The 20,584-nt window shown below is 60.2% G+C and carries 17 protein-coding genes and 1 tRNA gene; 6 read left to right on the top strand and 12 right to left on the bottom strand.

The features are described from left to right. Positions 1-167: 167 nt before the first annotated feature. Positions 168-2,075, bottom strand: coding sequence for a translational GTPase TypA (gene typA, locus RI518_RS00090; protein WP_310671252.1), 1,908 nt, complete (start codon positions 2,073-2,075; stop codon positions 168-170). A gap of 150 nt (positions 2,076-2,225) precedes the next feature. On the opposite strand from typA, the gene RI518_RS00085 reads away from it, so the two are divergent. After that, positions 2,226-2,302: transfer RNA gene (locus RI518_RS00085), tRNA-Ile, on the top strand. A gap of 10 nt (positions 2,303-2,312) precedes the next feature. Here the strand turns inward: RI518_RS00085 and RI518_RS00080 are convergent. After that, a complete protein-coding gene (locus RI518_RS00080) occupies positions 2,313-3,524 on the bottom strand; it encodes a serine hydrolase (protein WP_310689075.1) in 1,212 nt (403 codons plus the stop codon). 572 nt (positions 3,525-4,096) lie between these two features. On the opposite strand from RI518_RS00080, the gene RI518_RS00075 reads away from it, so the two are divergent. Then, on the top strand, positions 4,097-5,176 hold the full coding sequence (locus RI518_RS00075) for an ionic transporter y4hA (protein WP_310689074.1): 1,080 nt from the start codon (positions 4,097-4,099) through the stop codon (positions 5,174-5,176). 471 nt (positions 5,177-5,647) lie between these two features. Here the strand turns inward: RI518_RS00075 and RI518_RS00070 are convergent, their stop codons facing one another. After that, entirely contained in the window at positions 5,648-6,406 is a 759-nt protein-coding gene (locus RI518_RS00070) for an SDR family oxidoreductase (RefSeq protein WP_310689073.1), read from the bottom strand. 379 nt (positions 6,407-6,785) lie between these two features. Next, positions 6,786-7,823 carry an Ldh family oxidoreductase gene (locus RI518_RS00065; protein ID WP_310671752.1) on the bottom strand — a complete coding sequence of 346 codons (1,038 nt, stop codon included), beginning with the start codon at positions 7,821-7,823 and terminating at the stop codon, positions 6,786-6,788. Between the two features lie 170 nt (positions 7,824-7,993). Between RI518_RS00065 and RI518_RS00060 the strand changes: the two genes are divergently transcribed. Both RI518_RS00060 and RI518_RS00055 read left to right on the top strand, forming a co-directional pair. Further along, the gene (locus tag RI518_RS00060) at positions 7,994-8,743 is read left to right on the top strand and encodes an SDR family oxidoreductase (RefSeq protein ID WP_310671753.1); all 750 of its coding nucleotides are present in this window, start codon (positions 7,994-7,996) and stop codon (positions 8,741-8,743) included. 162 nt (positions 8,744-8,905) lie between these two features. Then, positions 8,906-10,006: a mandelate racemase/muconate lactonizing enzyme family protein gene (locus RI518_RS00055; protein ID WP_310671754.1), complete on the top strand. Its 1,101-nt coding sequence runs from the start codon at positions 8,906-8,908 to the stop codon at positions 10,004-10,006. A gap of 133 nt (positions 10,007-10,139) precedes the next feature. Here the strand turns inward: RI518_RS00055 and RI518_RS00050 are convergent, their stop codons facing one another. Further along, a complete protein-coding gene (locus tag RI518_RS00050; protein WP_310689153.1) occupies positions 10,140-11,525 on the bottom strand; it encodes a DEAD/DEAH box helicase in 1,386 nt (461 codons plus the stop codon). A 271-nt stretch (positions 11,526-11,796) separates the two neighbouring features. Then, positions 11,797-12,216, bottom strand: a complete 420-nt coding sequence (locus tag RI518_RS00045; RefSeq protein WP_310671756.1) for a DoxX family membrane protein — start codon at positions 12,214-12,216, stop codon at positions 11,797-11,799. A 108-nt stretch (positions 12,217-12,324) separates the two neighbouring features. Between RI518_RS00045 and RI518_RS00040 the strand changes: the two genes are divergently transcribed. Continuing rightward, complete coding sequence (locus RI518_RS00040) at positions 12,325-13,509, top strand: FAD-binding domain-containing protein (protein ID WP_310671757.1); 1,185 nt, start codon at positions 12,325-12,327, stop codon at positions 13,507-13,509. A gap of 71 nt (positions 13,510-13,580) precedes the next feature. Here RI518_RS00040 and RI518_RS00035 read toward each other — a convergent pair whose 3' ends face one another. Next, a complete protein-coding gene (locus tag RI518_RS00035; RefSeq protein ID WP_310689072.1) occupies positions 13,581-15,242 on the bottom strand; it encodes a cation acetate symporter in 1,662 nt (553 codons plus the stop codon). Continuing rightward, positions 15,236-15,568 carry a DUF485 domain-containing protein gene (locus tag RI518_RS00030; RefSeq protein ID WP_310671759.1) on the bottom strand — a complete coding sequence of 111 codons (333 nt, stop codon included), beginning with the start codon at positions 15,566-15,568 and terminating at the stop codon, positions 15,236-15,238. Before RI518_RS00030 ends, RI518_RS00035 begins: the two co-directional genes overlap by 7 nt. A 174-nt stretch (positions 15,569-15,742) precedes the next feature. Between RI518_RS00030 and RI518_RS00025 the strand changes: the two genes are divergently transcribed. Continuing rightward, positions 15,743-16,495 carry a TetR/AcrR family transcriptional regulator gene (locus RI518_RS00025; RefSeq protein WP_310689071.1) on the top strand — a complete coding sequence of 251 codons (753 nt, stop codon included), beginning with the start codon at positions 15,743-15,745 and terminating at the stop codon, positions 16,493-16,495. Here RI518_RS00025 and RI518_RS00020 read toward each other — a convergent pair. The 4 genes from RI518_RS00020 to hemB all read right to left on the bottom strand — a co-directional run. Further along, positions 16,492-17,583, bottom strand: a complete 1,092-nt coding sequence (locus RI518_RS00020; RefSeq protein ID WP_310689070.1) for an acyl-CoA desaturase — start codon at positions 17,581-17,583, stop codon at positions 16,492-16,494. The two genes, RI518_RS00025 and RI518_RS00020, sit on opposite strands and share 4 nt — an antisense overlap. Before the next feature lie 124 nt (positions 17,584-17,707). Further along, complete coding sequence (locus tag RI518_RS00015) at positions 17,708-18,304, bottom strand: TetR/AcrR family transcriptional regulator (RefSeq protein WP_310671820.1); 597 nt, start codon at positions 18,302-18,304, stop codon at positions 17,708-17,710. 76 nt (positions 18,305-18,380) lie between these two features. Beyond that, entirely contained in the window at positions 18,381-19,697 is a 1,317-nt protein-coding gene (gene hemL, locus RI518_RS00010; RefSeq protein ID WP_310671762.1) for a glutamate-1-semialdehyde 2,1-aminomutase, read from the bottom strand. Further along, on the bottom strand, positions 19,694-20,584 hold an 891-nt coding region (hemB, locus tag RI518_RS00005; protein WP_310689069.1), incomplete at its 5' end, for a porphobilinogen synthase. The genes hemL and hemB, both read right to left, overlap by 4 nt.

Here is a 20,584-nt window from a genome sequence, read left to right as displayed (position 1 = left end):
CGCAAATGATGAGCATCAGTCTAAGGCCTCGGGGTGAAGGTTGCGAAAAGTGACATGAGGTAGCGACCCGCGGCGGGGTTTACAGGGCCCGAACGGGCCTCGGGCGCCGTGCCAGCGCGCCACGCAAAAGCCTGCTTGGGCCGAGAGAGGTCTCGGCTTGAAGGCGTCTAGGCGTCCTGGCGCTTGAGCCTCGACGCCGTTCGAGCGCGCATTGTCTGGTCGAGCTCAACTTTGCGAATGCGCACAATTTCGGGGGTTACTTCGACGCATTCGTCTTCTCGGGAGAACTCCAGGGACTCCTCGAGGGAGAGCTGGCGTGGGGGAGTGAGGCGCTCTAATTCTTCGGCCGTCGAGGAGCGGATGTTGTTGAGCTTTTTCTCTTTCGTGATGTTCACGTCCATGTCGTCGGCGCGAGAGTTTTCTCCCACCACCATCCCCTCGTAGACGGCATCACCGGGTTTCACAAAGAAGCTCATGCGCTCCTGCAGGGCCATCATCGCGTTCGATGTCGCCACCCCCTGTCGGTCGGCGACAATCGAACCCGAGCTTCGCATCACAATGGGTCCGGCCCAGGGTCCGTAACCGGCGGAAATGGCGTTGGCGATACCTTGGCCGCGGGTGAGGGTCAAAAATTCGGTGCGGAAGCCAATGAGACCCCTCGAGGGGACGGTGAAGTCAATGCGCACCCACCCGGAGCCGTGGTTGGCCATATTGTCCATGCGGCCCTTTCGAGCCGCCAACAGCTGGGTGATGGCCCCGACGAATTCTTCCGGGGCGTCGATCGTGAGCGCTTCCAGGGGTTCGTGGGTGCGGCCGTCAATCATCCTGGTGACCACTTGTGGCTTCCCCACCGTGAGCTCAAAGCCCTCTCGGCGCATGTTCTCCACCAGGATGGCCAGGGCCAACTCGCCGCGGCCCTGAACCTCCCAGGCGTCGGGGCGACCGACGTCGACGACTTTGATTGAGACGTTACCAATGAGTTCCCGATCGAGACGGTCTTTGACCATCCTCGCGGTGAGCTTGTGACCTTTGATCAGTCCGGCCAGCGGCGACGTGTTGGTCCCGATCGTCATCGAGATGGCCGGTTCGTCGACCGTAATGGCGGGAAGGGGCCGTACGTCTTCAGGGTCAGCGATTGTTTCGCCGATGGTGATGTCTTCAATGCCGGCCACGGCGACAATATCGCCGGCCATAGCACTCTCAGCGGGGTAGCGCTCCAGGGCACGGGTCTTCATCAATTCGGTGATGCGCACGTTGTGGACGGTGCCATCGTGTTTCACCCACGCAACGTTTTGACCCTTTTTCATAGTCCCGTTGAAAATACGCAGAAGCGCGATGCGTCCCAAAAAGGGCGAGGCATCGAGGTTGGTGACGTGGGCCTGAAGTGGGTGTTCGTCGTCGTATGTGGGGGCAGGGATGTGGGTGAGAATGGCACTAAAGAGGGGTTCTAAGTCGGGGTTATCCGGTAGTGAACCATCGGCGGGTTGATTCAGGCTCGCCGCACCGTCTCGCCCGGCTGCGTAAATGACGGGCAGCTCGAGTAGGGCATCGACGTCGACATCAGGAACCTCGTCGCTGAGGTCAGAGGCCAAACCCAAGAGGAGGTCTTGGGTTTCTGCCACGACGTCGTCGATTCGCGAGTCTGGGCGGTCGGTCTTGTTGACCAGCAAGATCACGGGAAGTTTGGCCGCGAGGGCTTTTCGCAGGACGAAGCGGGTTTGCGGCAGCGGACCTTCAGAGGCGTCAACGAGCAGCACGACACCGTCGACCATGCTGAGGCCACGTTCCACCTCACCGCCAAAGTCGGCGTGGCCGGGGGTGTCAATCACGTTAATCGTGATGTCTTTGCCGCCCGAGTGAATACCGGAGTAGGTCACCGCCGTGTTCTTGGCGAGGATGGTGATGCCTTTTTCCTTCTCCAAATCGCCGGAGTCCATGGCGCGTTCGGTGACTTCACCGTGGGCAGCGAAGGAGTTCGTCTGGCCGAGCATGGCGTCGACGAGAGTGGTCTTTCCGTGGTCAACGTGGGCGACGATGGCGACATTTCGCACGTCGTCGCGTGTAGTGAGAGCGATGAGAGTGTCCTTAGGGCTAAGTGGTGCAGAAGTTTCCAACCGAAGCCCTGCGACACCATCTTAACGGCGATGCTCGATCTGTGTTGGGGGTGGGCTCAGACTTGCGTGCTTCGCCGTTTCTGCTGCCGCACGTCTTAGACTTGAGCCCGAGGGGCGGTAGCTCAGCTGGTTAGAGCAGCGGACTCATAATCCGTCGGTCACGGGTTCAAGTCCCGTCCGCCCTACCACCATTCTGACTCAGTATGCGGCTTCTCCCGCCGAGGGCCCACTACTGGCAATTTGATCGGAGAGCTTGCTGAGAAAGCTCGGCCAGTCCGTGCTCCCCTCGTCGCGCCCCATCCGGACAATGACAGTGTTGTCGTCGGGAGAGACAAAAACGTATTGTCCGCGGTGTCCCTGTGCAAAGTACCTGCCGTCGGGTAGCACCCACCAGAAATAGTTGTAGTTCTGCTCGAGGAAATCGTTGTCACCGATGGACACGTTTGTCGGAGCGGTGGCCTCGTCCACCCAGTCCCGCGGCACAACCTGCTCCCCGTCCACCACGCCTTCGTTGGCGAACATCAGACCGAAGCGCGCGAGGTCACGAGGACGCGCGTTGAAGCCGTGGGCCGACTGCTCAAAGCGGTTGTAGAAGCTATCAACGCTCCAGGACGCATCCGCTTCAGCACCCATTGGCCCCCACCAGGACTGGCTCATGTATTCGCTGATGGTCGTGCCGGTGGCGCGCTCCAGTGCCATCCCCAGAAGCTGGGGGTTGTAGTTGTTGTACAACCAGGTCTGACCCGGCTCCTCAACAATGATCGGATTAGTGATCGCTGATCGCCGAAGATCGGTGCCGAAGTAGGTGTTGACTTCATCGGCATAGGGGCTTCGACCCTCTTCGTCGTAGGCGATGCCCGAAGTCATGGTGATCAAGTGGCGCAAGGTGATGTCGCCGAATCGCGGATCCTGCTGCAGTAGCTCGGGTACGTAGTCAGTGATGGGGTCGTTGATGGATGATATATGGCCGTCCTCAATGGCCATTCCAATGGTGGTCGACATTACTGATTTGGTGACCGAAAAAGAGTTGTGGAGTGCGTCTGGGTCACGATCCTCGGCATACCATTCAGTGACGAGGACACCATCTCGCACAATCAAAAACGCGGTGGTTTTACTGTCAGTCAGAAATTGGTCGAAATCGTCTTCTGAGCTCAGGATGAGTGGGGCCTGAAGTGGCTGGTCTAAAATGTAGGGCCGCAAGTCAAGGCCTTCCAGGGCCTTGAGCGCAGTGTCATCTGCTCCGTGAGGCAGTTCTGACGCGCTTGAGGATGGAATGTCGTTGGCCGGAAAAACCCGGATGTGTTCGATATCAGCCCCGTCCCAAAAGACGATCCCAAACATGACCCCTCGAGCGACCTGGGAAAATGGAGTGGCGGCAAGCACCAAGGCGAAAATAGTGACGGGAACCATCACTATTACACCGAGCACCCATCGCCACCGATGGTGTGCTTTTCGCCGGGGTATTGGCTGTGACATCGCTGGAGCCTAGCAGGTGCAGCGTTTCTTCATCCAGGGAGCTAAAGCGCCAACGCTCCAGACGAAGGGTTTATCTGAAGGGTGCAACACGTCGATGAGGGGGTATTTCTCCTGCCCCGATGGAGGGCGACTAGAGCCCGAGCTCGCGGTCTCGGGTTCAAGTTTCGTCCGGCCCGCCGTCGTGCACATTGAGTGCACGTCTTTATCTCGCCCACTCCAAACCCAGCCACGCTAAACCCCACCTGTTGACTGGTATCCGCAACGTCGGCAATCGCCTTCTCACCCCAGCTCATTCGTCGGCACGGAACTCATAATCCGTCGGTCACGGGTTCAAGTCCCGTCCGCCCTACAGAATGGAATTTGCGTCCCCGATGTGGGCTTTTCGCCCCGCTCCCTCATCGATCTTGGACCGGAGCTCGGTCTGTCTGCCGGGCCCGCGACTGGTGAGCAGATAGCGCAGATAATTCTGCAGCAATAGCGAAAAGGTCGCGGGTAGCATGAGCCCTATGACCCTCACCCGAACCCTGACAATCAATGTGTTGGGCCTCGGTGTTGCGTCAGTCCTGATCGTGGCTTTATGGGGTCAGCAGCTCGGCATTGCCGGTGTTCTGCTCCTCAGCATTGTGCTGCTCGGTGGGGTGATCTCTGCGGTCCACCACGTGGACGTGATCGCAGCGTATGTCGGCAGAGTTTTCGGAGCCGTCATATTGGCTCTTGCGGTCACGATTATTGAAGTGTCCTTGATTGTGTCCGTGCTCGTCGCCTCCGGAGAATCAGCTGCGAGTTTAGGCAGAGACACGGTTTTTGCTGCGGTCATGATTGCAACGAATGGAATCATCGGGCTTTCAGTAGTCGCGGCCACCCTTCGATCCTCCACGTCATCGTTCAACTCTGAAGGTAGTGGCGCGGCGCTCGGTGCGATTGCGGTGATCGCGACACTTAGCCTGGTGGTCCCTTCATTCACCACCGGCTCATTCGGTCCGACCTTCACCACACCGCAGTTAGTGTTTGTCGGTCTGGCAGCGCTTGGTGTCTATGTTCTCTTTCTCTACATCCTTACTGTGCGCAACCGCGAACACTTTGAGGACCCGGCAAGCCCCCCGACTCAGTCGTTAACAGTGGTTCCTACGCGGGTGGCTTTTGCTCTCAGTGTGATTTTTCTTGCACTGGCCCTCGTGGGCGTGGTGCTTCTGGCCCAGGTACTCTCTCCCTCGGTCGAGAGCGCCGTGACCGGGGCGGGTTTCCCATTGACTTTTGTCGCCGTCATTATCGCTCTGGTGATTTTGTTACCCGAGGGCACAGCGGCTTTTCGGTTCGCCCGCGTGGGACACCTCCAGGCAAGTTTTAACATTGGCTACGGTTCAGCGTTAGCGAGCATTGGGCTCACAATCCCAGCGTTAGTGGTGGTGTCGTTTCTTCTGGACTTTGACCTCGTTTTCGGGCTGAGACCAGTGGATATTGTGTTGTTCATCCTGACCCTGGTGGTGAGCACCGTCACAGTGGCGTCGCACAGGGTCACCCTATTCCAAGGGGGCCTTCACCTGGCGATTTTCTCGGCTTTTTTATTTCTTGCGATCAGCCCTTGAGCTTTCCAGCGAGTGGGAATGCGTATGAAGGACACATCACCATCTCACCCACTCCACCACCAGTCACGCTAAACCGCAGCTGTTAACTGGTATCCGCAACCCCAGCTAATGCCCTCTAACCCCAGCTAAAACGAAGGTGTCGAATTCGTCATCGGTCGGTCACGGGTTCACGTCTCTTCCGCGCTACCGGGTGGCCTGTCCCCAGACAGCCATCAATCGCCGAAGACTAGTGACCGCAACGGGAAACCACACTGGGGGTCGGGTCAAAGTGTCACCAAAACGTGCACCAGGCCCCAGCGGCGAGGCCTCCCGCGCTAGTGTGACCTCGGCATCTGTCCTGCCACCCGGACCACAATCTCGGGGCAGGTCATCCTCCTCGCCGACTGGATCAGCATTCGCCGACTCCAGACGTGATCCCGGCGTACGCTGGCGTGGACGTGTTAACGACGAGCGTCAGCAGGATTTAACGAACTAGCGGGGAATCCGCAGACTTGCCATCCCACCGTCGACCGCGAGGATGGTACCTGTGGTGGAACCTGAGCGAGGGTCGGCCAGGTAGGCGATGGCGTGAGCGACCTCGTCGGCACTGACAAGTCGTCCGATGGGTTGTCGTGCTTCTAATCGAGAACGCTCGCCTTGAGGGTCCGCGGTCTGATCGAGCAACCTTTGCACCCAGGGCGTGTCTGCGGTTCCCGGATTGACTCCGTTCACACGAATGCCATCTTCCAGAAAATCCGCCGCGCACGCTCGGGTGAGGCTCTCGAGTGCTCCCTTCGACGCCGCGTAGACGGCGCGTTTCGGAATGCCGGTGGTGGACGCAACCGAGCAGGTGTTGACCACGACCGGAGATTTTCCCTTCGCGAGAAGGGGGTGCAGGTGGCGCGTGACGCGGGCGGTACCAAACACATTGACACCGAAGACTTTGTCCCACTCCTCCGGAGTGGATTCCAGTACCGACCCGACGGCGCCAACTCCCGCATTATTGACCAGAACGTCGATACTGCTGGTGTGGCCGAGTAGCTCGGCCACCGCCGTGCTGACAGAGTCTTCCTGGGATACGTCACAGTAGATAAAAGTGCCGACATCGGCGAGACCACCCTCCTGGAGGTCGAAGCCGTAGACGGTTACTCCCTCCTCGGCGAGTCTGTGGGCAACGCTGAGGCCAATTCCAGATCCCGCCCCGGTGACGACGGCGGTGCGCCCAGGAGCAGAGGTGTCGAGAGCGGTCATAATGTCCTCCTCAGTAGGGAAATGAGGTCAATTGTGCAGATGCTACGAGACATTTCTGCGACAGATGACGTGACGCTGGTGTCGCTCGCCTTCCCAGAATAGATGAGTTTCGCGCACACTTCGTGCCATTCACCTCCCCCCGAAATCCCCCACAGGGCAGCTGTGGATTCATCTGGAGTATCGACCCTCGTGCAGGGCCATCGGGGGAGACACCCTGGCCGGAGATACCCTGGCCGGAGATACCGTGCCCGTGTCTCCGGGGAGAATCTGAGCGCCCCGGTGGCCGGGGGCGCTAGGCGATGCGCCAAGGGCGCTGGCGCGGGCACCGGCAAGACAGTTCACGCCTTGAACGCGCGGCTTGATTTCGCCCCGCTGTGTGCTACTCGGATGGCCAGGCAACACCCGAGGATTCGCCGAGCTGAGTGAGTTCAGCGACGACACCCTCGCTCAGCGGAATACCCGACTCGAGGCGGGTCTGGGCCGTGAGCAGCTCTGGTTCACCGGGGACGAGCACTGGACGGTCGGGGGAGACCGGTTCAGTGTCATGAGCGAGAGCAATCAATTTCTCAGCGCGGCGCTCAAAATCTGCTCGGGGCATGAAGTCACCAATCGAGATGGCCAGAAAGAAGTGGCCAACATTTTGGGTTTTGCTGAAGTCTTCGTACATGTTGCCCACTTCATGACCAATGGCCGCTCCGGAGAGGACGGCAGAGAGCATTTCCACGAAGAAACCCAGCGCATATCCTTTCGGGCCAGCGGCAGGAAGCAACGCTTGAACAGCGTGGGGGTCGGTGGTGGGTTGGCCGTCTTCGTCGACCCCCCAGTTGCCGGGGATGGGGGTGTCCGCGAGGCGAGCTCCGTACACCTTTCCCATGGCCGCTTCGCTGGTGGCCATATCAACGCTCACGACACCCGATTCGGTGGGAGCGGCGAGAGCGAGAGGGTTGGTTCCCAGCAGGGATCGTCGACCTCCGAAGGGCACGACGATGGGCTCAGAATTCGACATCACCATGCCGAACAGGCCCTGTTCGGCAAGTTCGCGGGCAAAAAAGCCCGCCGCCCCGAAGTGCGCGCTCTCCGACACGGTCACCGCCGCCACACCCAGCTCTTTGGCGATGGAGGCAGCGGTGGATGACGCTTCCCGCGCGGCTAGTTGCCCGGCCACTCGGTCTGCTCGCACACGAGCGGTCGCTCCGCGCACCGTACTCTCGCACGAGGCCTTGGGGTCGATGAGGCCGTGGCTAATACGCTCGTGATAGGCCGTGAGACGCATCACACCGTGGGAGTCGACCCCTCGGAGGTTTGCGTCGACGAGGGTGTGCGCGATGTATTGCGCGTCGGCGGCCGAGTATCCCCAGGAGGCGATGAGATCGGTCGTCCATCGGGTCAGAGTCTCGGAAGTGATGTTGTGGGACATGGGGACCGTTTTCTGGAGGCGTCTCATGGAGACCAGTAGCCTCCCATTAATCTGGGGAGGAGCGTCCCCGCGAGTCTACATCGTCGCGCTCCGGTGGTCTGGTTGCCAGATGCGCCCTGCGGTGCACCCACCACAGTGTGCCCTGGGACAAATTGCCCTAGCATTTCTCTATGGAACCGCGGAAAGCGCTTGTCACGGGCGCGAGCTCAGGAATAGGGGAGTCGACTGCCCGGCAACTGGCCTCGGAAGGCTATTCCCTCTGGCTCACGTACGGCTCCCGGGTGACAGAGACCGAGGCCGTCGCCGAACAGTGTCGGCAGCTTGGCGCCCCTGATGTGCGCGTCTCTCAATTTGACCAGCGTGACTCGGAATCGATTGCCTCACTCGTCGACGACATTTCAGAGGGCTGGGGAAGCCTCGATGTGTTAGTCAATAACGGGGGTGTCCTTCCGTACACGACGATTGAGGACATCACGGAAGAAGAGTGGGATTTTGTCCTGCAAACCAATGCGCGAGGCACATTTTTTCTCACGCGGGCGTGCCTGCCTCTCATGCGGGAGGCGACGGGAGACAGGGCCATTGTCAATCTGTCGTCTCTGGCGGGCCAGGTCGGCGGCATTCTGGCACCGGTTCATTACGCCACGAGCAAGGCAGCGATTCTTGCGATCTCGAAGAGCTTTGCCCGACTGTTGGCGCCGGAGGGAATCCGGGTTAACTGCGTAAGCCCGGGCTTCATCACCACACCAATGACGATGCAGCTAGACGATGACATGCGTGAGGGTCTGGGTGCTCAAGTGCCGCTGGGCTCGTTTGGGGCACCGGGAGACGTTGCCTGGATTATTTCTTCGCTGGTGTCGCCGAGAGCGCGATTTATTACCGGAGCGACATACGACGTCAACGGGGGCGTCCGCATGGAATGAGCGGGAGACGCTCCAGGCCCCGCCCCTGTGGCGCCTGGTGACTCGGGCTGGTGACTCGGGCTGGCACGTGGTTACAGTGACTCCAGTAAGCAAATGCTACTGTCAAGGCCACAGAGGAGACGTGGAGACCCCGTAGCTCTGGCTTAGAGAGCGAGGAGTTGCATGAAAATCGCGTCCATCTCCGTTTATTCCGCTGATTTGACCTATGCCGGCGACGCCTACTCCTTTGCGGGTGGGCGATCACACCAGGTTTTTCCGAGTGTTGTGGTGGCAATCACGACCGACGTCGGCGTTGTTGGGTATGGCGAAGTGTCGCCGTGCGGACCCAATTACATGCCCGCCTACGCCGAAGGAATTCCGTCAGCCATCGAGCTTCTCGCGCCACACATTATCGGCCTCGACCCTCGAGATACTTCGGTCGTGTACCGGAAAATGAACCTGGAACTTTCTGGCCAGCAGGTAGCCAAAGCCGCGCTCGACATGGCGTGTTGGGATATTCTCGGCAAAGCCACGGGGCTTCCGGTATACACCCTGCTGGGTGGCTTGCAGGCGGAGTCCATGCCAGTCCACCGCATTGTTCCGCTGGCTGACTTTTCTCAAATGCAAGAGTCACTCGAGCAATTCCGCAGTGAGGGGTTCAGGAGCATTCAAATCAAACTGGGCCACGACGTCGACCAAGACGTGGCCATGATTCGGCAGTTATCCGATGACCGTCCCTCCGATGAATTGTGGGTGGGTGACATTAACGGAGCATGGCGTCGAGACGAAGCGATACGGTTCTCACACGCCGTCAGTGACGTGGATCTCTATCTCGAACAACCCTCGCGAAGCTTCGATGAAGTTCTCTCGGTGCGCGGGCGCCTTATTCACCCCCTCAAGCTGGATGAAAGTCTCAATTCTGTTGAGGATCTCCAGCGGGCGATCCGAGAGGATGCCATGGATGCAATATCCCTGAAAGTGAGTAAATTTGGTGGACTCACAGTCTCCCGGGTCATTCGCGATATCTGTGTAGACGCAGGCATTCCGATGACCATTGAAGATGCGTGGGGCAGCTCGATTGCCACCGCGGCATTCGCTCACCTTGCCGCGAGCACACCCGCAAAACAACTGCTCAACACCACCGATCTTGATAATTACAACACCACCAAATTGGCGGAGGGTGGACCGGTGGTGAGAAACGGTCGGATGTTTATGAATGATCGACCGGGCCTGGGAGTAGAGCCCGATTTTGAGATGCTGACGCCGGTCGCGGCACACGAATAGTCTCCGCGATGGCTGGCAGCTGTATTGGTTGCCGCGCCAGAGCGCTGTGCTCTGTTGCCGAGGTCCCCGTGTGCGAGGCTGTTATCGAGACCCGCCCTCCGCGTCGACCAGGGTCACCCTTTTCCCGGGAGTCTTAGCGCTGTTGTGAGCGCCGGGTGTCGGTGTTCGGCCGGCCACCCCCAGTGCGGCCTGTGCGACCTGCCTGAGTGCTGCGGCCACGAGCTGGTTGGCTCACCCCACCACGACGCGCTCTTTTACGCTGTGCGTTGGCACCAGTAGAAGTCCCATTACCCCGGTGGGCGCCACCGTGCTGTTGGTGTTCTGCGGGTGTGGGCTTCACATACGGTGCGACGTCACCCACAAGGGCAAGTACCTCCGGTGACTGTGACGTGACGCTGATCGGGCTGACGGCAATGCCGGCCTTGCGTAACAGGGTGGCGAGGTCACTTTTTTGTGTGGGAAGACACAGCGTGATCACATCGCCCTGTGCTCCAGCACGGGCGGTCCGCCCAGAGCGGTGCAAATACGCTTTGTGTTCCATCGGTGGGTCCACGTGGATGACCAAATCCACGTTGTCGACGTGGACGCCCCGGGCGGCAACGTCTGTGGCGACGAGAACATTGACGGAGCCGTCACTAAAAGCCGCGAGGTTTCGATCCCTGGCGGGCTGGGACAGGTTGCCGTGGAGATCAACCGCGGGGATACCCGCCTGGGTGAGGGCTTTGGCGAGTTTTTTTGCGTGGTGCTTGGTGCGCATAAACAACAGTCGCCGCCCCGTTCCTGACGCCAGGGTGTAGAGAAGCTCTTTTTTCGCCTCGACGCTTGATGTGTCGAAGACGTGATGGGTCATTTGGGTGACGGGGGAGTTCGCCTCGTCCACGGCGTGCATGACTTCATTGTGGAGAAAGCGGTCGACGAGCTTATTGACCCCGTTATCGAGCGTCGCGGAGAAGAGTAAACGCTGACCAGTATTGGGTGTCGCATTGAGAACCCTGGTCACCACGGGCAAGAAGCCGAGATCGGCCATATGGTCGGCCTCATCTAAGACCGTCATCTCGATGGCATCCAGGTGCAGGAGGCCTTGACCCATCAAATCCTCTAGTCGACCCGGTGTCGCGACCACAATGTCGACCCCATCGCGAAGGGCCTGAACCTGGCGGGTTTGGGACACTCCGCCAAAAATGGTGGTCACTCGAAGATTCACCGCGTCGGCCAGGGGTCGTAAGGCGTTGGTGATTTGGGTGGCGAGCTCCCGGGTGGGAGCGAGCACCAACCCGAGTGGGCGGCCTGCCCGCCGGTTTCCTCCGGCGAGTTCGCCGGAGAGTCGTGCGACCATCGGGATGCAAAAGGCCAGGGTCTTGCCGGAGCCTGTTTTGCCTCGACCCAACACGTCTTTGCCGGCCAGGGTGTCGGGAAGGGTGTCGATCTGGATGGGAAAAGGGCTGTCAATCCCGGCTCGGCTGAGCGCGGTGACGATGTTGGCGGGCACGCCAAGTGAGGAAAAACTGTTCGTATTCATAGTAATGAGGAACTTTCTGGTGATGATGTTCATCACGTAGTGCCAGGCAGAGCCTGACGGGGGGCGAGTGCATCGAGTGATGCATCCGATCGCCGCGAGAAAATTATCAACCACCAGGTGGTGAGGGAGCGTTCTACGACGCAGGGAACAAAATCACTGTTCACCGTTACCCACACTCTAGCGCAGTGTGTGGACCACACCGCCCCCTTGGGTGGGGCGAGCTCACACACGGCCCAGAACACGACAGCCGGTCACCGAGCAGAAGGCTGCCTTAGGCGGTTGGCCCCGGCGCCTTATGCGTCGTCTTGCGCGCCAGGGCGTTGGTGGCCCAGAGTGCCCACAGGATAAGCAGTGGTTGGAAAAAAAGCCTGGTGAACCGAGCGGTATCGCTGTTGAGCCCAAATGCGTCGGTTTCGCTGAGGTACTGGGAGACATTTCCCGGAAAAATCACCACAAAGAATGCGGCGGTGACCCAGCCCACCTGTCGTCGATAGCGCCGGGCCACGACGAGCAGCACCCCCAAAGTGATTTCTACAACACCGGAAGCCACCACCACGAAGTCGGCTTCGAAGGGTAGCCAGGGGGGAACTTGAGCCTGAAATTCTGCCCGCCCAAAAGTGAGGTGGCCTAATCCGGCGAAGATGAGGGCTGCGCCCAAGACAATACGGGCAATGATTCGTGCAGAGTTCATGCCCGAAGCTTAAGCGGGTCGGTGCGCACGAAGGGTTTTGCGCAGTTGATTGCTGGGAGGAGTCATCATGTTGGATGGGTAGCCTCCAGCTTCATGGACTTCCCCGTGGTGGCTGTGACTGAGGACCCCCTAGAGGTGATCCGTCGGGATTTCTCGGGGCTGTATTCCGGTCCGGCGAAGTTAAGTTCGATTCCTGGTGGCCAAAGTGCCGCCGATCAGGCCTTGGCTAACCTGGACATCACAGGTTATGCCGCCAATCGCTCTGAAGTGCTGCCACGGGCGCGACGTGGTGCTTCCGTGCTTTCGCCCTATATTCGACACAACCTGTTGACCTTGGGGCAGGTCTATCGGGCCGTGAAAGACGCCCCGCCTCGCGATCGTGAGAAGTTTCGAGACGAACTGTTGTGGCAGGAATACGCGCGCCACCTCTACGCTCGCGTGGGCACGAGGCTTTTTTCGAACCTGCGCTTTGAGGCCAATTGGGATGCGCCGGGGGATGGCTGGAATCGCGATATGGCGTGCGTGGATGAGGTGGTCTCCGAGCTGGAAACCGATGGCTGGTTGGTGAACCAAACCCGAATGTGGCTGGCCTCACAGTGGAGTGTCCGAAACGGCGCGGGCTGGCTTCACGGCCAAGAGCGCATGCACCGTGAGTTGATCGACGGGTCGAGAGCGGCCAACCTTTTGGGTTGGCAGTGGACGGTCGGTGCCGGCACGGGCAAGCCCTATGGGTTTGCGCGTTGGCAGGTCGAAAAACGGGCACCCGAACTGTGTGGTCGGTGCCCGCTGTCGTCGAATTGTCCGATTGAGAATTTCCCGGATACCGAGGCGCCCCGCGAGCTGCCGGATGAGCCGCTACTGAGTGTGGACCCTGACCCGGAGGCCACAGCGGGGCCGAAAACACCCCTCACGCGCGAGACGCCCGAGTACGTTCTGCTCACTATCGACTCCCTGGGAGACGATGATCCGGCGCTTCAGGCACACCCGGACCTTCCCGCCGTCTTCGTCTTCAACACACCCGCGCTCTCGACCCTGCAGCTGAGTGCAAAGCGGCTGGGCTTCTACCTGGAGACCTTGGCAGATCTCGCCACACGGCGGGATCTCCGCGTGTTCCTCGGGGACCCCTACGAGTTCAGCCAGGAGCACCGGGTGGCGGTCACTTTCGCCCCGGTACCGTCTTTTAAGAAATTTGCCCACCTCGCGGAGGTCCACCCCTACCCGTGGTTGCGCAGGCCTCACGCCGGATCGGTGCGAAGCTTTTCGTCCTGGCGGCGAAAACTCTCTAAGGCGTGACTCTGGGGGTGTCTGCGGGGTGAGAAATGGCCCGCAGACACCCCCCAGAGTGTGTCTCTTAACCCGGTCGCTTAGTGCGTCGAGGGCTTCTCGATCTTTACGCCGGTCAGGCTTCGCACTTCGAGCTCTGCGTACTTTGCGACATCGCGTTCGCTCGAGGTGACTGTTCCTAACCAGCCCATGAAGAAACCAAAGGGGATGGAAATGAGCCCAGGGTTTCGAAGCGGGAAGACGTTGATGTCAAACCCTGTGGCCAACGGAATAAAGCTGTTGGCCGCTCCCGAAAAGTTGGGCGAGAGGACCAGCAGCAGCAGCGCTGCTCCCAGACCACCGTAAATGGCGAACACCGCACCCCTGGTGTTGAACTTCTTCCAGAACATGGTCAACAACACCGCGGGGAGGTTTCCACTTGCCGCGATGGCAAAAGCCAACCCCACGAGGAAGGCCACATTGAGACCCTGGGAGGAGATTGCCAACACAATGGCCAACACCCCGATCACGAGCGCCGCAATGCGCGCCACCCGAACCTCTTCAGCCGGCGTGGCTTTGCCCTTGCGAATCACGTTGGCGTAGAGGTCGTGGGCGAACGAGGACGAGCTCGCGAGAGTGAGTCCTGACACGGTGGCGAGGATGACCGCGAAGGCAATCGCTCCAATAAACGCGACCATGAAGGCCCCGCCGAGGCTGCCGTCGCCGCCCCCCAATTCGAGGGCGAGCTGGGGTGCGGCCACGTTGCCACTGGTGTTGACCAGCGACCCGTCAGAATTCACCCCCATACCCAGAACCTCTCGAGGGACCAGGGCGGCCGCGCCAAATCCGAGCGCGATGGTCATCAGGTAAAACGCGCCGATGTTTCCAATCGCCCAGTTCACACTCTTTCTCGCCACTTTGGCGCTCGGCACCGTGTAGAAGCGGATGAGAATGTGGGGAAGCCCGGAGGTGCCGAGCACCAGGGCGAGGGCGAGCGAAATCAGGTCGATTTTCCCGATTAATGTGGCGACGGGGTCGCCAACAATATCCGGACCGAACCGGCCACCCGGCTCCAGAAAAGCGATGCCCTGACCGCTCATCTCAGCAGCTTTGTCCAGAAGAGCATTCAGGTCGAAGCTGAAGTTTGCAAACACCATGACGGTCATCGCGGTGGCGCCGGTGATGAGCAGGAACGCCTGAGTGATTTGGACATACGAGGTGCCTCGCATTCCGCCGACCGTGACGTAGACAATCATCAGCAGTCCCACGCCCACGATGATCCAGTTCTTCGCCTCCGGGTTGGTGAAACCCAGAAGGAGGGCGACGAGCGCGCCCGCCCCCACCATCTGCGCGAGGAGGTAGAAGACGCTGACAATCACCGTCGAGGTCGCCGCTGCGGTGCGAACCGGTGCTTGGCGCATCCGGAAGGCCACCACATCGCCCATCGTGAATCGACCGGAATTGCGCAGTGGCTCCGCCACCAGAAGCAACGCGAGCAGCCACGCCACCAAGAACCCAATCGAATACAAGAATCCGTCGAATCCGAAGAGCGAGATGAGCCCAGCGATGCCGAGGAAGCTCGCCGCAGACATGTAGTCCGCGGAGATCGCCAGGCCGTTTTGGAAGCCATTCAAGCGCCCACCGGCGTTGTAAAAGTCGGTGACTTCGCGGCGCTGTTTCGTGGCACGGTAGACCAGATACAGGGTCCCGACAACGAAGAGTGCGAACAGTGTCGAGGCAAGAACGGAGCTGTCGATCAGCATTGGGCCAACTCACTTTCAACGCGTCTTTTGAGATCCCGCCCGGGGCCGTCCAAGCGCCGAGTGGCATAGCGGTCATAAAGCCACGCAATGAAGAACGTGGTGACGAACTGCAGAATTGCCAGCACGAAGGCGACGTTAACGCTGCCCCACACCGGAGTGGAGACAAAGTCGCGGGCAAAGGTGGTCAACAGAATGAATCCGAAGTACCACACGAGAAAACCCACCGCGAAGGGAAAGACAAACGATCGATACCGCTTGCGGTGGGCGCGGAACTCGGCGGACTGCTGGGCGTCAACCCAGACATCCTCCTCAGTGCGTGTAGCCATAGAACTCCCTTGTTCTGATCAATCGGCACCGTTGCCGACTGATATGACGAAGCAAGACGAGATAGTAGCAAATCAATATTTCCTCACAACCTCAGAGTGTGGGGTTGCAATACCTCCGAGAGTGACGTGATAAATCTGTTGTCCCAGGGCACGGCTCGACCTAGGATGAAGACGATGGTTTTTCAACAAAATCCCACACTTGGCGGACGCCGTCCGGGCCGACCACGTGCGGATTCGCTTGATAAACCGATTAAAGATCAGTTAATCCGCGCCACGGTTCAGATCGTGGGGCAAAATGGCACGACCGATACCAGTTCAGTTCACATCGCCCGCGAGGTGGGCGTTCAGCCCAGCACCATCAACTACAACTTTGCGAGCTGGGCCCACCTCATCGCTCACGCCGGACGCGCGGCCTACCTGGAGCACGGTGAGACCCTCTGGGCCCGAGCCATCGACGCCCCCTCCACACCGGAAGACAGACTCCGGGCGTTTGTCACCGCGCAAACGGACTGGGCGCAGGCGTATCCCGGTTGGTCCGCGTTTTTTCATTTCCCGCACTCCGCGAAGCGCGCCTCCGCCCACATGTTTGATCTTTTCGGGGACGAGCTCCGCGACTGTTTTTCACTGAGCTATGCGCGGCTTTACCGCCTCGCGGCGGATGTGCGCGAGGGGGTGGTCACGCCCGATAATTCGTGGGCGGAAACGGCTGACCCGGAGCGCATCATGTCGGACACCGAGAACCTCGCCGAAGCGCTCATGGTGGGTTGGACATCGATTGGCATGGTGGTGTGGGGTGCGAGGGAAAACATCGAGCGAATGGGTGGTGAACCGGTGAAAAAACTCAACGGATACGCCAAAAACCGCGCCCTGGACGCCATTATCGAGCGACTCCAGGCACACCGTCGCGAGAAGAAGAGTTCGCTCTAACGGCCGATCATGTGGGGAGCGGGGCAGTCAAAGGGGTCCCTGGCCTGGAGGCCCACTCGGTTCAGATAGGCCACCACTGTGCCGTATGAGCGCCACAGTGTGGTCTCCGTGTAGGAAATCGAGTGCTCTTTGCAGTAGTCCTTCACCATGGCGGCTGCCTTTGCCAGCGACGGACGGGGCATGTTGGGAAAGAGGTGGTGCTCCACCTGGTAGTTCAAACCCCCCATGAACACATCCATCATCCGACCGCCTCGAATGTTGCGGCTGGTGAGGACCTGACGTCGCAGAAAGTCGACCTTTTCACCACGGGGGATGATCGGCATGCCCTTGTGATTGGGGGCAAAGGAGGCACCCATGTAGACACCGAATACGGCCAGCTGAGTGGCCAAGAAAACCAGCGCCACACCCCAGGGCATCACCAGGAAGACGAGCGCAAAGAGTAAGCCGTGGCGCACCAGAAGCATCGTGATTTCACTGGCTCGTCCCTGGAGAGGTTCTTTGGAAAATGCGCGTTTGAACCCTTGAACGTGCAGGTTTAAGCCCTCGAGGGTCAGTAGGGGGAAAAACAACCAGCCTTGGCGCTTCGTGATTGCGCGCTGCAGGCCTTTGGTCTTTGAGGCGTGCTCCTCTTGGAAGACGATGACATCGGATTCGATGTCCGGATCTTTTCCGACCGTATTGGGGTTGGCGTGGTGGCGCGAGTGTTTGTTCATCCACCAGGAGTAGCTGATGCCCACCACCAAATTGGCGAGAATCTTGCCACCGCGATCGTTGGTGGCACCCTTTTCATAGACCTGCTTGTGCGCCATCTCGTGGGCGAGGAACGCAAACTGGGTGAACACGATGGCCATGACCGGGGCGAGGGCAACCTGCCACCAGCTGGCGCCGATCCACACCATTGCGGCCACGGTCACCAGCATCAGCACGCTCAGGGCGATGATGATGCGGGTGTAATAGGCGCTCTGGCGTGCCAGCAGGCCGGCTTCTCGCACCCTCGAAATCAGGCCGGAAAAATCGGACGTGTAGGGGTGTTCTGCGGGGTCAGTGCGTTGGCCTCCGCGGGCGGGTGTGGTGATTACCACAGACATGAATCCTCGTCTCAACACGGGTGTGACTTCTCAGCCGGGGAGACGAATATTCCGCCTAGATACGCACAATCTAACCCATCGGCCTGTGCGCCAGCAGAAGAAACGCGTGGGGTCAGTGCCGGGGTTAAATCGCCTCTGGCGAGTGTCCTGAGCGCCGCTGTGACAGGGTCGACTCCAGTCCGGCGTCGACGAAGGTTTCCAACAGACGGGCCTCGGTGAGGAACTCTCCGCCTTCGGCGATTCTCCCCGCTGCGGCGGAGACTGCACCGTAGATCATTCCGCACAGCGACTGTGCGTCGTCAACCCCAAGCGCTTCAAGCGGGCGCACCAGCTGTTCCATAAAGAACCCGTGCATGGCTTTAATCACGCCGAGGTGTTCTTCGGGAAGTGACGACCGGCCGATCGTCATGATGGCTTGGTGCTCCCCGGTGGACAAATACGCCAGGCAGTAGTGAATCCAGGCCCGAATTTGCTCGGTCGGCTCTTCCACGGCCCCGACGATTCGCTCCACTTCATTGCTCAGATCCGCCATGTCGTTGAGCACCAGCTCACCAAGCACATGGGCGCTGGAGGAAAAATACTGATAGATCGCCGGGCGCGAGAGACCACTTCCTTCGGCGAGACCACTCATCGTCACCGCTTCCGGACCGCGTCCCACGACAATCTCCCGGGCGACATCGACGATCATCGCCTGCTTTGCGTCGTAGGTGGGGGAGTGCATCACCCCAAAATTATACGAACTCCGGCAGGGGTCTGGCTGGAAACACCGCGCAGGGGAGTCACTCCAGGGGAAATTCTCAGGAGCCCCTGGATGCTCCCGCGGCGGCCTTCGCCGCGGGTACTAGCGCGTCGGCCACAATCTGAAGGTCATCCTGGTCGTGGGCGGCAGAAATAAACCAGGCTTCGAACGCCGAGGGCGGGATGCTGACCCCGTTGTCGAGAAGCGAGTGGAAAAACCGGGCAAAGGCTTCGGTGTCTTGAGCCTTCGCATCAGCAAAGTTGTGCACCTCATCGGGGGTGAAAAACACCGAAAACAGGTTGCCCGCACGCTGGAGACGGTGAGCCACGCCCTCCGCACTAAGCGCTTCAGACACAACCTCACCCAGTTGGTGGGCAAACGAGTCGAGGTGGTTGTACACGTCTGGTTGGCACAGTTGCAGTGTCGTGAGACCCGCGATGCTCGCCACCGGGTTACCACTGAGGGTTCCCGCCTGGTAGACCGGACCGGTGGGGGCGAGCAGTTCCATCACATCGCGTCGACCCCCCACGGCTGCCAACGGGAATCCTCCGCCGATGACTTTTCCAAATGTCACGAGGTCTGGAACTCGACCGGCGGGACCATCGACAAGACCCCACCATCCGGCAGGCGATACGCGAAAACCGGTCATGACTTCGTCGAGGATCACCAGTGCGCCGTGTTCCTGAGCGAGGGTAAACACGGCATCCGAAAATTCAGTCGTGGGCGGAACCACGCCCATGTTGGCAGCCGCCGATTCGGTGATTACCGCGGCGATATTCTCGCCGTGTGCGTCGAAGACCTGCCGCAGAGCTTCAGCGTCGTTGTAGGCGACCACGATGGTGTCTTCGACGTGTCCGGGAGGCACCCCGGGAGAATTGGCCATGGCGAGCGTGGCGACACCGGAGCCCGCTTGGACCAACAAACTATCCATGTGGCCGTGGTAGCAGCCCGCAAACTTCACGATGAGGTTTCTTCCGGTCGCCGCCCGCGCGATTCGAAGCGCAGTCATCACTGCTTCGGTGCCGGAGGAGACAAAGCGCACCCGTTCGACGGGAGCCACACGACGGATAATTTCTTCGGCGAGTTGAACCTCGTGTTGGTGGGGTGCTCCAAAACTGGAGGAATCGGCTGCGACTTCGCCGACCCGCTGGACCACTTCGGGGTGGGCGTGGCCCATGATCATCGGACCCCACGACCCGATGCAGTCAACGTATGAGTTGTCGTCGATATCGATTACACGGGAGCCCACGCCGCGTTTCATGTACATCGGTGTCCCCCCGACCGCGGAAAAAGCACGGACCGGTGAACTCACGCCGCCGGGAATGCTGAGCTGGGCGCGTTCGTGCCAGCGCTGTGATTCGGTGCGTGGGGTCATCGTGGGCGTCCGTTCTCTGTGGGGTTCGACGTCTTTGCGGGGTTCGATGGGTGATGGCGGCGTGCGTAATCCAGCGCCCAGTAGGTGCACACAATGCTCGCGCCGGCGCGCCGCACCGAGGTGAGGGCCTCATCGATTGCCGCCTCGCGCTCGAGAATTCCCTGTTCGCCGGCCCATTCGATCATCGCGGTCTCGCCAGAGACCACGTAGGCGGCGACCGGGACAGTGGACACGGCTGCGGCGTCGGAAATGACATCCAAGTAGGACAGTGCGGGCTTGACCATCACGATGTCTGCCCCTTCGTCGAGGTCCAGGTGAACTTCGCGCCTCGCCTCGAGCCGATTGCGCGGGTCTTGCTGGTAGCTCGCTCGATCGCCCTCCAGAGTGGACTCGACGGCGTCTCGGAAGGGGCCGTAAAACGCCGAGGCGTATTTGGCCGAATAGGCCAACACTGCAGTGTCGGTGTGGCCGGCCTCATCGAGGCCAGCCCTCACCGCGGCAACTTGGCCATCCATCATTCCGCTGAGGCCCAGCATGTGGGCACCGACTTCGGCCAGAGACACCGCCATGGATTGGTAGCGCACGAGGGTGCGGTCGTTATCGACCGCACCGGATTCGTCGAGCACCCCGCAGTGTCCGTGGGAGGTGAACTCGTCGAGGCAGAGGTCTGCGGTGATGACGAGGTTTCCCGCCGCTGCCTCCACTGCGGCTGATACGCCGCGGTGGAGGATGCTGGAGGGGTCGTCGCACTGGCTCGCCTCCGGATCCCTCGTGGTGGGAACGCCAAAAACCATCACACCGCCAAGCCCGGCCGCCACGGCTTCACCCACCACCTCCCGAAGGCTCTCCACGGTGTGTTGCATCACTCCGGGGAGGCTGGCGATGGG

It is taken from the genome of Pontimonas sp., assembly GCF_031581085.1.
Classification (GTDB): domain Bacteria; phylum Actinomycetota; class Actinomycetes; order Actinomycetales; family Microbacteriaceae; genus Pontimonas.
Note: the sequence above shows the minus strand (reverse complement) of the source record. Positions and strands in the feature narration are given on the sequence as shown.